Below are 13,125 nucleotides of genomic sequence, written 5' to 3' on the forward strand. Positions count from 1 at the left end.
CCGGGGCTTCGTCCCTCAACGAGGCCCCGGGCGGGGGCGGCGGCCGTGGAGCGTCCCGGCAGGGCGGCCGCCGGGTTCGGTCAGTGGAACTGCTCGGCCTCGGTGGAGCCGGTCAGGGCGAGCGTCTCGGCGTTCGGGTTGAGCGCGGTGGAGACCTGGTCGAACCAGCCGGTGCCGACCTCGCGCTGGTGCTTCACGGCCGTGTAGCCGTCCGGCACGGCCGCGAACTCGGCCTCCTGCAGGTCGACATAGGCGGTCATGCCGTGCTCGGCGTAGCCGCGGGCCAGCTGGAACATCGAGTGGTTCAGCGCATGGAAGCCGGCCAGGGTGATGAACTGGAAGCGGTAGCCCATCGCGCCCAGCTCCCGCTGGAACTTGGCGATCTCGTCGTCGTCCAGGGCCGCCTTCCAGTTGAAGGACGGCGAGCAGTTGTAGGCGAGCATCTTGTCCGGGTACTCGGCCTTGACCGCCTCGGCGAACTCCCGGGCCTGCGCGAGGTCCGGGGTGCCGGTCTCCACCCACAGCAGGTCCGCGTACGGGGCGAAGGCCAGGCCGCGGGAGATCACCGGCGCCATGCCCGGTTCGACCCGGAAGAAGCCCTCGGCGGTGCGCTCGCCGGTGCAGAACCGGGCGTCGCGCTCGTCCACGTCGGTGGTGAGCAGGTTGGCGGCCAGCGCATCGGTGCGGGCCACGATCACCGTCGGCACATCGGCGATGTCGGCGGCCAGGCGCGCCGCGTTGAGGGTGCGGATGTGCTGGGCGGTGGGCACCAGGACCTTGCCGCCGAGGTGGCCGCACTTCTTCTCCGAGGCGAGCTGGTCCTCGTAGTGGATGCCCGCCGCGCCGGCCGCGATCATGCCCTTGGTGAGCTCGAAGGCGTTCAGCGGGCCGCCGAAGCCGGCCTCCGCATCGGCCACGATCGGCACCAGCCAGTCGGGGCCGTCGTTGCCCTCGGCCGCATCGATCCCGTCCGCCCGCAGCAGCGCGTTGTTGATCCTGCGCACCACCTGGGGAACGGAGTCGGCCGGGTACAGGCTCTGGTCCGGGTACGTCTGCCCGGCCTGGTTGGCGTCCGCCGCGACCTGCCAGCCCGACAGGTAGATCGCCTGCAGACCGGCCTTCACCATCTGCACGGCCTGACCGCCCGTCAGCGCGCCCAGGGCGTGGATGTAGTCCCGCTCGTGCAGCTGCCGCCACAGCCGCTCGGCACCCCGGCGGGCCAGCGTGTGCTCCTCGCGCACCGTGCCGGACAGCCGCACCACGTCAGCTGCGGAGTAGCTGCGTTCGACGCCGGCCCAGCGGGGGTCGCCCGCCCACCGGGCGGCCAGCGCCGCCGCCTGCTGCTCCTGCTGCTGCCGAACCGACGTCGTCATGCTCTGCTCCCGAGGATGCTCGTTGCCTGTTGCGAAGGATGTGTTGCACCTCACCGCAGGGGTGGGCGGGCGGCCGGGCGGCGCCGGCGGCGGTGCGGGACCGCAAGACGGTGGTCGCCCGGACAGCCGGTCCAGGGGTGACCGACCTGGACTTCTCCCGCTGTCCTGTGCGCCTACCGGCCGCACCACCGACTCTGGCAGCCCCGGGCCGCGGCCGTCACCGGTGGACCTGTGCCAACTTCTGCGAAGCCCCGCCGGTGCATCTGCGAAGGTTGCGAACACCCCGCCCGCGGCTCCCGGGCTAGGCTGCCCCCGCCGGGCCGGGAGGCCCGGCCGCGTCCTGGGGGAGGGGAGCACGACAGCATGGGGAAGGCCTTCGCCGGAGCACGGCTGCGCCGCCTGAGGGAGGAACGCGGACTCAGCCAGGCCGCCACGGCCCGCCTGGTCGACCTCTCGCCCAGCTACCTCAACCAGCTGGAGCACGACGCCCGCCCGCTCACCGTCCCCGTCCTGCTGCGCCTCACCGAGGCCTTCGGCGTCGACGCGGGCTACTTCGCCCCGCCGGACACCGCCCGGCTCACCGCCGAACTGCGCGACGCACTCGGCGAGGAGATCGCGGCCGGCCGCGTCACCCCGGGAGACCTCGCCGAGGTCGCCACCCGACTTCCTGCCGTGGCAAGGCTGTTGACGGACCTTGGCCGCAGCCGCCGGGCCGCCGCCGAGCAGCTCGCCGTACTGGCCGGTGACCGCGGACCGGCGGCCGACGCGCTCACCCCGCACGAGCAGGTCCGCGAGTTCTTCTACCGCCGGCAGAACTACCTCCACGAACTCGACACCACAGCGGAGGAGTTGGCCTCCGGAATCGGGCTGAGGCGGGGCGGGGTGCGGACCGCGCTCGCCGAGCGGCTCGCCGACCGGCACGGCGTCCACCTCGCCACCGGGGGAGAGCGCCTGCACCAGTACGACGAGCACGCCCGGGTGCTGCGCCTGTCCGACCGGCTGCGCCCCGGCCAGCAGGCCTTCCGGATGGCCACCCAGCTGGCCTACCTGGAGCACGACGCACTGCTCTCCGAACTCGCCGCCCAGGACAGCCCGGAGGGCTCCGCCGCCCGCTCGCTGACCCGGATCGGCCTCGCCAACTACTTCGCCGCCGCCCTGGTGCTGCCCTACACGGCATTCCACGCGGAGGCCGAGCGCACCCGCTACGACATCGAGCGCCTCGCCGACCACTTCGGCGTCGGCTACGAGACGGTCTGCCACCGCCTGAGCACCCTCCAGCGCCCGCGGCTGCGCGGCGTGCCGTTCTCCTTCGTCCGGGTCGACCGGGCGGGCAACGTCTCCAAGCGGCAGTCCGCCACCGGCTTCCACTTCTCCCGCACCGGCGGCACCTGCCCGCTGTGGAACGTCTACGAGGCCTTCGCCTCGCCGGGGCGCGTCCACGTCCAGGTCGCCGCCATGCCCGACGGGCAGCGGTACCTGTGGACGGCCCGCGCCGTCACCCGGGCGCCCGGCGGCTGGGGCCGTCCGGGCAAGACCTTCGCGATCGGCCTCGGCTGCGAACTCCGCCACGCCGGGCGGCTGGTGTATTCCGCCGGGCTCGACCTCGCCGACAGCGCGACGGCCACCCCGATCGGCCTCGGCTGCAAGGTCTGCGAGCGCCCCGCCTGCCCCCAGCGCGCCGCCCCGCCGATCGGCCGCCCGCTCGCGGTCGACGAGCACAGCAGCACCTTCGTGCCGTACCCGGTCCTGCGCGACGACGACCCGGACCCGGTGGGAACTCGGCGGACCGCCGGTCCGACTGTCTGGTGAACGGTCGGCGGATGCGGCATCCGGAGGGGCAGTCGTGCAGATGGCGGACGAGGTCGGGGCACCCCGCGGGGGCACGGCGGTGGCGGCGCTGCTGACCTGCGCCATGGCGTTCTCGATGATGCAGCTGTTCCTCCTGGGTGCACTCGGGCCGCGGCTGGTGGGGGAGTCGGGCCTCTCGCGGACGGAACTGGGCCTGACCACCACCGCGGGATTCGGCGCCGCGGCGCTGCTCTCGCCGGTGGCCGGACGGCTGGTCGACCGGGTCGGGCCGCGCCGCTGCACGGTGGCACTGCTGGTGCTCGCCGCCGCCGCACTGGCCCTGATCGGGGCCGCGCCGGGGCCCGCCGTGCTGCTGGCGGCAGTGACGCTCGGCGGGTTGCCGCAGGCCCTGGCCAACCCGGCGACCAACAAACTGATCCTGGCGGTGTTCCCGCCGCAGCGGCGCGGCGCGGTGACCGGCTGGAAGCAGTCGGGCGTCCAGCTCGGCGCCTTTGCCGCCGGGCTCCCGCTGTCGCTGCTGGCGGCGGGCGTCGGCTGGCGCGGCGCGGTGTGGGCGGCCCGGGTGCTGCCCGCGGACGGGCCCCCGGCCGGGGCGGGCGCACCTGTGGCAGCCGTACCGCGCACGGTGGGCCGGCTGGCACTGTTCTCGCTCTTCCTGGGCTGCGGGGTGGCCTCGGTCAACACCTACCTGGCGCTGTTCGGCACCCAGCGGCTCGGCCTGTCGGCGACGCTCGCCGCGGTGCCGGTGGCCGTGCTGGGTCTGGCGGGCATCGCCGGCCGGGTGGGCTGGTCGCGGACGGCGGACCGCGACGGCAGGGCCGAGGCGCTGCCCGCCCTGCTCGCCCTGGGCGCGGTCGGGGCGGCGCTGCTGCTGGCCGCGGCCGTCCGGCTGTACCCGCTGGTGTGGCCGGGGGCGGTGGCGGTCGGTGTGTTCGCGGTGGCGGCCAACGCCGTGTCGATGGTTCTGGTGATCCGGAGTTCGCCGCCGGGTCGGGCCGGGCGGGCCTCGGCACTCGTCTCGGCGGGCTTCTTCGCCGGCTTCGCGGTCGGCCCACCGCTCTTCGCCCAGGCGGTGGCCGCCGCCGGGTACGGGCCGGGCTGGCTGCTGGTGGCGGCCGAGTTCGCCGCCGCGTCCGCCGTCACCGCGGCACCGGCCCTTCGCCGGGCGAAGGCGGTCGCGGCATGAGCGGCGCCGGGCCCGACTGGGCGCAGCATGCCCTCGGCCTCGTCCTGGCAAGGGCCCGGGCGACCGCCGAGGAGGTCGGGCAGCGCTTCCCCCTGTACGCGGATCCGGAGACCGGGCGGTGGACCACCACCGCCCGCGGCTCCTGGACCGGCGGCCACTGGGCGGGCCTGCAGTGGCTCGCCGTGCGGCACTCCGGTAGCCCCGCCGACCTGGCCGCCGCCCGCGCGTGCACCGGGCGCCTGGCCGACCGGGTCGGGGCGGACACCGCGACCAGGGGCATGATCCTCTGGTACGGCACCGCGCTCGCCGACAGCACCGCGGACGAGCTGCGCGACCGGGCCGCACGGGCATGCCTGGACGCGTTCGACGCAGGACTCGGCGTGGTGCCGTGGGGCGGGGCCTTCGGCGGGCCGCGGCTGGTCGCCCGCGCGGACGGTGCACCCGGGCTGGTGCCGCTGCTGGCGCACGTGGGGGAAGCGGGTCGCGCGGCTGCGTACGCGCACCTGGGCCGGCATCTGGTGCTGTGCCTGGCCGAGAGTCCGCCGCGCCCGGCCTGGGAGGCCGTGCCCGGTGGCGGGTGGCGGCCCCTGGACGAGCCACCGCCGGGCTGGAGCCGGACGGCGGCCTGGCTGCTCCTGGCCGTGGCGGACGGGCTGTCCCTGCCAGGAGCGGTCGAACCGGCGGAACTGCGGTCGGCGGCGCGGACCTTGGCGGCCCTGCGGCTGGCCGACGGCGCGCCGCCGGTGCCACGGGCGGAGGGCCGGAAGGGACCGCCGGACACCTCGGCGGCGGCGATCGAGGCGGTGGCGGCCCTGAAACTCGCCGAGCTGGCCCGCACGGACGGCGACGGTCGGGCCGCCCGGCAGTTGACTGCCCGCGCCGAGCTGGTCCTGCACCTGCTGTGCACGCGCCGTCTGTCGCCCGCCGGCGGCCTGTTGGACGGCTGCTACGACGCCGGGCGCGGGTTGGCCGTCCGCCACGAACTGGTGTGGGGCGACTTCTTCCTCGCCCTGGGCCTGGCGGTGCTCACCGGCCTGGTAACCCCGTTCGCCGCTTGAGCTCGGGGGTCACTCCGTCGGGCGCAGTTCCCCGTGCCCCTGGCTTGGCGATCCGTCAGGACGGGGCGCGGAGCACCCGGCGGGCGACGGCGGAGATGTGCAACTCGTCAGGGCCGTCGAGGAGCCGGGCGGCGCGACCGGCGCGGAAGAGTGCGGGCAGCGGGGTGTCGGGGCCGAGGCCGGCGGCGCCGTGGACCTGGATCGCGGCGTCGGCGACCTGCTGGAGCATCCGGGCTGCCGCGACCTTGGCCAGTCCGGTCTCGGTACGGGTGTCCAGACCGGCGGCGAGCCGGCCCGCGGCCTCGTACACCAGCGGCCGAGTGGTGCGGATGGCGAGCAGGGAGTCGAAGACGAGCTGCTGGACGAGTTGGCGGTCGGCGAGCGGGCCGCCGCCCTGGACGCGGATGCGAGCCCGCTCGCACATCAACTCGTAGGCGCGCTCGGCCTGGCCGAGCCATCGCAGGCAGCGCAGGACACGGCCGAGGCGCAGCCGTTCACCGGCGATCCGCAGTGCCGTGCCCCGGTCCCCGACGAGGTGGTCGGCGGGTACGTGCACGTCGTCGAACTCGATCTCCCACTGCCCGCCGGCGCCGAGGACCGGCAGTTCCCGGACGACACGGAAACCGGGCGTGGACGTGGGGACGAGCAGCAGCGACAGGCCGTCCCGGTCGCCCGGTGCGCCGTCGGTGCGGGCCATGACGGTGACCAGGTCGGCGTCCCCGGCGCCGCTGGTGAACCACTTGCGGCCGTGCAGCCGCCACCCGTCGCCGTCCGGGACCGCCCGGGCGGTGGTGGCAGCAGGATCGGTGCCGGGGGAGTCGGCGTCGGTCATGGCGTAGCAGGCTCGCGCCTCGCCCGCCGTGATCCGCTTGAGCCAGGTGTCGCGTACGGCCGCCGAGCCGTGGCGCTGCAGCATCAGCACGTCGAGCAGTGGGGCCGAGCCGAGGGCCGCGGGGCCGTGGTCGCTGGCGCCCTCGGCCTCGGCGAGGTGGGCGTAGTCGCCCAACGGCATTCCCCGGCCGCCGAGTTCGACGGGCAGAGGAAGTGCCCAGAGCCCGGCCTGCCTGGCCTCGTCCTGCAGGCGGACGAGCGTGTCGCGGGCCGGCGGTCCGCCGGCGTCGAGGACGGCCTCGGAGGGGACGACGCGCTCCCGGACGAACGCCGCGACCTGCTCGCGCAGCGCGGCCCGCCCGTCCGGGCAGGCGGGCAGGCCGTACGGGGCGGCGGGTGGTTCCTGGGGCTTCATGGCGATTCCTCCGGATTCATCGGGAACCCGATGAAACGACAATCCGACTGCCTGGTCGTGGAGTTGGTCGGCCGCGGAGCCCGCCCGGTTCCCGCATCCGTCCCGTACGACCCGTGCAGCCGCACTCCGGCCGCCGGAGAGGAGAGCCATGGCCCACCCGGCCCCCACCCTGGCAGCCCTGCCGCTCGCCGCGATGCACCTGCGCCTCGCCGGGCCCGCCGATCTCACCGCCCCGGCCGCGGCCCACCTGCGCGCCCTCGGCGCGACCCTCCAGTTCGAGGAGGCCGCCCACGGCCCGGCCCGGATCGAGGCCGCCGACGACGTGAGCGCCGAACTCTCCCGTGCCGACCTGTACCCGGCGCAGGAAGCCGTGGACGAAGCGACCGTCCAGGCCCTGACCGGCATCATGCACGTCCACGGCAGACGCGACGGCGCACCTCGCGGCCTCGCCGTCGACTACGCCGCCGCCTGCGCCTCCGTCCTCGCCGTGCAGGGCCTGCTCGCCGCCCTCCTCGGCCGGGCCCGGCACGGGGGAGCGGCCCACGTCGCCACGGGCACCGACCGGGCGGCCCTGCTCACCGTCTCCCAGTACCTGGCCGCCGCCGGCGCCGACGAGGAGGAAGCGGTGCAACTGGGCCCGGGCGGGCCGCCGTTCACCGCCGCGGACGGCACCCGCTTCGAACTCGAGGCCCTGGGACCGGGCGCCTGGGCCGGCTTCTGGCGCGCCCTCGGCGCGCCCGCCGAGGCGGTCCGGGCCGGCTGGCGTCCCTTCCAGTTCCGGTATGCCACGGCCTGCGCCCCGCTGCCCGAGGCGCTCCACACCGCCACCCGCTCCGCGTCCTGGGCCGAGATCGCGCGTGCCGCAGCCCTCGCCGGCGCCGACGTCTGCCGCGTGCACCTGCGCGCCGACCGCGCCGAGGACCCGGCCCCCGGCGACCCGTGGACCTTCCGACTCGGCCACCCCTCCGCATCCGCCCGCACCGGCAGAGCCGAACCCGCCCGCCCGCTCGCCGGGTTGACGGTGCTCGAAGCCGGACGCCGCATCCAGGCACCGCTGGCCGCCCACCTGCTCGGCCTGCTCGGCGCGGACGTCCTGCGCATCGAACCGCCCGGCGGCGACCCGCTGCGCGGCATGCCCCCGTGCTGCGACGGCGTCTCGGCCCGCTGGCTCGCCCTCAACCGCGGCAAGCGCGCCGTCGAGATCGACATCAAGCCGCCGTCCGGGCAGGCCGAGCTGCGTGAACTCGCCGCCGGCGCCGACGTGTTCCTGCACAACTGGGCGCCCGGCAAGGCCGAGCAGCTCGGGCTCGACGCCGACGCCCTCGCGCGCGCCAACCCCGGCCTGGTGTACGCCTACACCGGCGGCTGGGCCGGGCGGCTGCCCGGTGCACCGACCGGAACCGACTTCATGGTGCAGGCCCGCACCGGAGTCGCCGAGGCCGTCCGCCCCGCCGACGAACCGCCCGCCCCCTCCCTGATGACCCTGATCGACGTGTTCGGCGGCCTGCACGGCGCCGAGGCCGTGCTGGCCGCCCTGCTGCTCCGCGAGCGCACCGGCTACGGCGTCCGGGCCGAGTCCTCCCTGCTCGGTGCCGCGGAGACGCTGCTCGCCCCGGTCGCCGCCCGCCGACCTGCGGGCTTCCGCCGCCCGCTCGCCACGGCCGACGGCTGGACCGCCCCGGCCGACGCCTCGGCCGCCGAGGCCCGCCGCCACGCCGCCCGGCTGGCCGGCCTCACCACACCCGAGGCCCAGGCCTTCCTGCGCGACCGCGGCCTTGCCGCCAGTGCCGTCACCACCGACCTGAGCACCCTGCCCGCCGACCCACGCCTCACCGGCGCCGTCACCCGCGACAGCCACGGCGCCCTCGCCGTCCCCACGCCCTGGAGGTTCTCGTGACATCCGCCATCCACGACCTCGTCCCGGCAGACCTGCGCCGCGCCTGGGCCGACCGAGGCCACTGCCCCGACCTCGACCTGTACGCGCTCTTCCGGGCCCGCAGAACGGTGGACCCGCACCGCACCGCGGTCGTCGACTCCCGCGGACCGCTCTGCTACACCGCCCTCGACCGCAAGGTGCGCTCCCTCGCCGCCGGGCTGCGCGGGTGCGGAGTGGCGGCCGGAGACGTGGTCGGCGTCCAACTCCCCAACACCCGCGAGGCGGTGATCGCAGACCTCGCCCTGGCCGCGCTCGGCGCGGTCGCCCTGCCTTTTCCGGTCGGGCGCGGCAGCCGCGAGGCGCTCTCCCTGCTCGGCCGCTCCGGGGCCCGCGCCGTGATCGCCGCCGCCGAGTGCCGGGGCGTCCACCACGTCCGCGAACTGGCCTGTTTGCGCGACGAGTTGCCCCAGCTGCGACTGGTCGTCGCAGCCGGCCGCGGGCCCGCCCCCGAAGGCTGCCACGCCCTCACCGAGCTGCTGCGCACCGACTCCTCCGGATTCACCCCGGCCCGCCCCGACCCGGACTCCGCCGCCCGCATCCTCGTCTCCTCCGGGACGGAGGCCGAGCCCAAGATGGTGGCCTACTCGCACAACGCCCTGGCCGGCGGGCGCGGCAACTTCCTCGCCGCGCTGCTGCCGGACGGCACACCGCCGCGCTGCCTGTTCCTGGTGCCGCTGGCCTCGGCCTTCGGCAGCAGTGGCACCGCCGTCACCCTCGCCCGCCACGGCGGCACCCTCGTGCTGCTGGACCGCTTCACCCCGGCCGACGCCCGGGAGGCCGTCGTCCGGCACCGGCCGACCCATGTGCTCGGGGTGCCGACCATGGTCCGGATGATGCTGGACCGGACGGCCGCCCAGGAGCCGCTTCCGGAGCTGACCGCCCTGGTGCTCGGCGGCTCGCCCCTCGACGAGGTGACCCGCGCCGAAGCCGAGGCCGCCTTCGGCTGCGCGGTGGTGAACCTCTACGGCTCGGCGGACGGCGTCAACTGCCACACCGGCCTCGACGGCAAGTCCGGGACGTCCCAAGGTCCGGGAGCTGCGGTCGGCCGCCCCGACCCGGCCGTTGCCGAGATCCGGGTGGTTGCCGCCGACGGCGGTCTCGCCACCGCCCCGGGGGAGGTCGGCGAGATCGTCGCCCGCGGCCCGATGACACCCCTGTGCTACGTCGGCGCACCCGAGTTGAACGAGCGCTACCGGACAACCGACGGTTGGGTGCGCACCGGGGACCTCGGCGTCTTCGACGCCGACGGCGTGCTGCGGGTCGTCGGGCGGCTGAAGGACATCGTGATCCGAGGCGGCGCGAACATCAGCCCCGCCGAGGTCGAGGGCGAACTGGCGGCCCACCCGGACGTCCGGGACGTGCTGTGCACCGGCGTCCCGTGCCCGCTGATGGGGGAGCGGCTGGCGGCCTGCGTGGTGCCGAGGGCGGGCCGCAGCCTCACCCTGGAGCAACTGTGCACGCACCTGGACGCGTGCGGCCTGGAACGGCGCAAGCACCCCGAACGGCTCGTCCTGCTGGACGCCCTGCCGCTGACCCCGGCCGGCAAGCCGGACCGGGCCGCACTCCGGAGGCTGGCGGCCGAGGCCGGGTGACGGAGCGCCGAGAGGGGGCCACCCGACCGGGTGGCCCCCTTCTGCGTGCATCAGGACCCGGAGAGGGCCTTCCGGAGCTGCTCCGCGGCGCTGCGGTACACCGCGAGCATGTCCAGGCCCTCGCCCGGGTAGTTGACGATGTCGATCTGCTTCGCACCCGAGCCCGGCAGCACGGTGCCGGTCGACATGCCGGCGTTCTCCAGGACGAACTGCGGTTTCTTCGCCGACAGTTCGGCGAGCTGCGCCGGGGTGACCGCCTCCGGTCCGTAGCTGCCGGCCGGCTGGACGCCGGCGAGGTCGGCCGCCCAGGAGGTGAACGTCTGGGTGACCACGACCGGGGCCTTGCCGGCCGGCCACTCCGCCTTGACCTGCCGGGCGAGCTTCTCGTACTCGGCGGCGAAGGCGGTGTTCCACCGTGCGGCGGCCTGTTCGGTGCCGAAGGCCGCGCCCAGCCTGGTGACTTCGGTCGCGGTGGCGTCGCGGTGGTTGTCCAGGGTGACCTCCACCGGCTTGGCCTTGGACCCGGCGGCCTCCTTGATCCTGCCGGCGAACGGTTCGAAGGACGCGTAGAGGACGAAGTCCGCGCCGGCGACCGCCGTCAGGTCGGAGGGCTTCAGCTCGTAGTCCGGTGCGTGCTTCACCTGGGCGGGGACGAGCACCTTGACGTTCGTCGCACCGGCGGCCTTGGCCAGCGCGGCCTCCCAGGTGGTGGTCGCCACCACCACCGGGCCGGCGGGCCTGCCGTTGTCGGCACTGCTCGACGTGCTGCCGCAGGCGGTGAGCAGGAGCAGGCCCGCGCTCAGTGCGACGAGGTGACGGACGGGGACGCGGTTGTGCGCCATGCGGTGGCTCTCCGTTCGGGGACGAGATGTGCTGCCAGGGCGACCGCCCCGGCGGCAAGGACGAGCACGGGGCCGGGAGGCAGGTCCCAGGCGAGTGCGACGAGGAAGCCGGCCAGGTTCACCACCAGGCCGATGCCGACCGCCCACAGGGCGATCGACCCGAGCGAGCGGCCCAGTCGGCGGGCGGCCAGCGCCGGGAGCAGGGTGAGGGCATCGACCAGCAGCGCCCCGGTCAGCCGGATCGCCGCGCCGACCGCCACCGCCACCAGGACGAGCAGCACCACCGTCAGCCGCTGCACCCGGACTCCCGAGCAGAGCGCCAACTCCCGGTCGTGCAGCAGCAGGGCGACATCGCGCCGCCGCCACAACAGCAGCGCCGGAACGGCTGCCGCCAGGGCGCAGAGGACGGCCAGGTCGCCCGGCCGCACCGCGAGGATCGAGCCCCAGAGCAGCGCGAACGCGCCGTTGGCGTTGACCCCGGACACCGACAGCACCAGCAGTGCCCCGGCGATCGCCAGGCTCATCAGCAGGCCCATCGCTCCGGACAGGCCGTCGGGCGTCCGGGCCAGCGGCGCCACCCCCGCCCCGGCGAGGGCGCACGCCACGATCGCGCACAGCGCAGGGTCCAGGCCGGTGACGAGCCCGACCGCGATGCCCAGCAGCGCGACGTGCATCATGGCGAACCGCACCGGCATGATGTCCAGTCCGACGATGACGACGCCGACCAGCGGCAGCCCCAGGCTCGCCAGTGCCAGGCCCAGGCCGGCCCGCTGGACGGGCGCCAACTGGAGCAGTGCCGAGACCTGTTCGAGCGGGTTCACGAGACCTCCCGCAGTCGTCCGGCCGCCATCTCCAGCACCCGGTCGCACCGGGCGGCGAGCGCCCGGTCGTGGGTGACCACCAGCAGCGTCACCGGCAGCCCGGTGAGCAGCCCGGCGGCCTCCTCCTGACCGGCGAAGTCCAGTGCGGCGGTGGGCTCGTCGGCGAGCAGCACCCCAGCGCCGGCCGCCACGCAGCCGACCGCCCGGGCCAGGTGCATCCGCTGCAGCTGGCCGCCCGACAGCGCCGTGAGCGGGCGGTCCACCAGAGCGCCGACACCCAGCTTCTCCGCGGCCCCGGCCGCCTCCGTGAGTGCCCCGCTGCCGGCCAGCAACTCCCTGGCCAGCAAGGGGAATCTTCCTGCGGCCGGGCGCTGGGGGATCCACGCACAGGCCCGCCTGCGCCAGGCCCACTCGGCTGCCGTCCGGGTGCCGCGCCCGCCGACCAGCAGCTCCCCGGCGACCTGCCGGTGAAGCCCGAGCAGGGCACGCAGCAGCGTCGTCTTGCCGGACCCGTTGGTGCCGGTCAGCGCGATCCGCTCACCCGGCGCCACATCGAGGTCGACGCCGGACACCGCCTCCAGCCGCCCGTGCCGGCAGACCGCGCCGCGCAGCCGTACGGCCAGCCCGGCCGGTTCGGCGGCCCGTCGGGGCGCGACGACGGCGCCGTGATCCGCTCTGTGTTCCACGACCAGGTGGTCGGCCCGCCCGCCCGCCGGGTTCCCGACCGCCTCCGGCTGTTGCGCCGGTGCCGTCCTACCGGCGGGTGACGGCCTGCTCCAGCAGGTTGTGCAGCACGCGCTGGTCCTCCGGGGTGAGACCGGACAGCGGGGAGTCCACCGCGAGGAGTCCGAGGAGGCGCTCGCGCAGTGCGGTGCCCTCGGCGGTGAGGACGAGGTGCTTTGCCCGGCGGTCGGTGGGGTGCGGGTGGCGCTCGACCAGGCGCTGCTTCTCGAGCTTGTCGACGACGAAGGTGGTGTTGGAGGGCTCGCAGCTCATGCGTTCGGCGAGTTCCCGCATGGTCATCGGCCCGCTCATCTCCCGCAGCGCGGTCGCCTGGGACGCGGTGAGGCCGAGGGTGGCGGCGCGCTCCCGTACGTGCTCGGCGATCCGCTGGGCCAGCCCGTTCACCAGACCGCACAGCTGTCGCTCGGCAATGACCTGCGACTCCGGGGACGTCGTCATGCCGCCACCCTAGCAAATCCGTCAAGACCAAATATTTGCAGCTTGAATGATTCGAACTTGATGCTTATGGTGATCCTCGT

Annotated in this window: 11 protein-coding genes; 5 read left to right on the forward strand and 6 right to left on the reverse strand. The window is 75.3% G+C overall.

What is annotated here, in order from left to right:
* Positions 1-80: 80 nt before the first annotated feature.
* Complete coding sequence (gene aceA / locus ACQ614_RS34605) at positions 81-1,373, reverse strand: isocitrate lyase (protein WP_431683064.1); 1,293 nt, start codon at positions 1,371-1,373, stop codon at positions 81-83.
* A 363-nt stretch (positions 1,374-1,736) separates the two neighbouring features.
* Here aceA and ACQ614_RS34610 point away from each other — a divergent pair, with 363 nt between their 5' ends.
* Genes ACQ614_RS34610 through ACQ614_RS34620 form a run of 3 tightly spaced genes read left to right on the forward strand, consistent with a single transcriptional unit; the run spans position 1,737 to position 5,426 of the window.
* A complete protein-coding gene (locus tag ACQ614_RS34610) occupies positions 1,737-3,182 on the forward strand; it encodes a short-chain fatty acyl-CoA regulator family protein (RefSeq protein WP_431683065.1) in 1,446 nt (481 codons plus the stop codon).
* Between the two features lie 40 nt (positions 3,183-3,222).
* Positions 3,223-4,368 carry an MFS transporter gene (locus ACQ614_RS34615; RefSeq protein WP_431683066.1) on the forward strand — a complete coding sequence of 382 codons (1,146 nt, stop codon included), beginning with the start codon at positions 3,223-3,225 and terminating at the stop codon, positions 4,366-4,368.
* Positions 4,365-5,426 carry a sugar ABC transporter permease gene (locus tag ACQ614_RS34620; RefSeq protein ID WP_431683067.1) on the forward strand — a complete coding sequence of 354 codons (1,062 nt, stop codon included), beginning with the start codon at positions 4,365-4,367 and terminating at the stop codon, positions 5,424-5,426. The genes ACQ614_RS34615 and ACQ614_RS34620 overlap by 4 nt, the downstream gene beginning before the upstream one ends.
* Positions 5,427-5,481: 55 nt before the next feature.
* On the opposite strand, the gene ACQ614_RS34625 is transcribed toward ACQ614_RS34620, so the two are convergent.
* Positions 5,482-6,672, reverse strand: a complete 1,191-nt coding sequence (locus tag ACQ614_RS34625) for an acyl-CoA dehydrogenase family protein (RefSeq protein WP_431683068.1) — start codon at positions 6,670-6,672, stop codon at positions 5,482-5,484.
* Between the two features lie 148 nt (positions 6,673-6,820).
* Here ACQ614_RS34625 and ACQ614_RS34630 point away from each other — a divergent pair, with 148 nt between their 5' ends.
* The gene (locus ACQ614_RS34630; RefSeq protein WP_431683069.1) at positions 6,821-8,569 is read left to right on the forward strand and encodes a CoA transferase; all 1,749 of its coding nucleotides are present in this window, start codon (positions 6,821-6,823) and stop codon (positions 8,567-8,569) included.
* On the forward strand, positions 8,566-10,200 hold the full coding sequence (locus tag ACQ614_RS34635; protein ID WP_431683070.1) for a class I adenylate-forming enzyme family protein: 1,635 nt from the start codon (positions 8,566-8,568) through the stop codon (positions 10,198-10,200). The genes ACQ614_RS34630 and ACQ614_RS34635 overlap by 4 nt, the downstream gene beginning before the upstream one ends.
* Before the next feature lie 50 nt (positions 10,201-10,250).
* Here ACQ614_RS34635 and ACQ614_RS34640 read toward each other — a convergent pair whose 3' ends face one another.
* The 4 genes from ACQ614_RS34640 to ACQ614_RS34655 form a co-directional block, all read right to left on the reverse strand.
* Positions 10,251-11,042 (reverse strand): metal ABC transporter solute-binding protein, Zn/Mn family, encoded by a 792-nt coding sequence (locus ACQ614_RS34640; RefSeq protein ID WP_431683071.1) that lies wholly within the window; start codon positions 11,040-11,042, stop codon positions 10,251-10,253.
* On the reverse strand, positions 11,000-11,863 hold the full coding sequence (locus tag ACQ614_RS34645) for a metal ABC transporter permease (RefSeq protein WP_431683072.1): 864 nt from the start codon (positions 11,861-11,863) through the stop codon (positions 11,000-11,002). The genes ACQ614_RS34640 and ACQ614_RS34645 overlap by 43 nt, the downstream gene beginning before the upstream one ends.
* Positions 11,860-12,444 carry an ATP-binding cassette domain-containing protein gene (locus ACQ614_RS34650; protein WP_431684106.1) on the reverse strand — a complete coding sequence of 195 codons (585 nt, stop codon included), beginning with the start codon at positions 12,442-12,444 and terminating at the stop codon, positions 11,860-11,862. The genes ACQ614_RS34645 and ACQ614_RS34650 overlap by 4 nt, the downstream gene beginning before the upstream one ends.
* Before the next feature lie 172 nt (positions 12,445-12,616).
* Positions 12,617-13,045 carry a MarR family winged helix-turn-helix transcriptional regulator gene (locus ACQ614_RS34655; RefSeq protein WP_431683073.1) on the reverse strand — a complete coding sequence of 143 codons (429 nt, stop codon included), beginning with the start codon at positions 13,043-13,045 and terminating at the stop codon, positions 12,617-12,619.
* Positions 13,046-13,125: the final 80 nt, after the last annotated feature.

It is taken from the genome of Kitasatospora dryopteridis (assembly GCF_050749075.1).
Taxonomy (GTDB): domain Bacteria; phylum Actinomycetota; class Actinomycetes; order Streptomycetales; family Streptomycetaceae; genus Kitasatospora.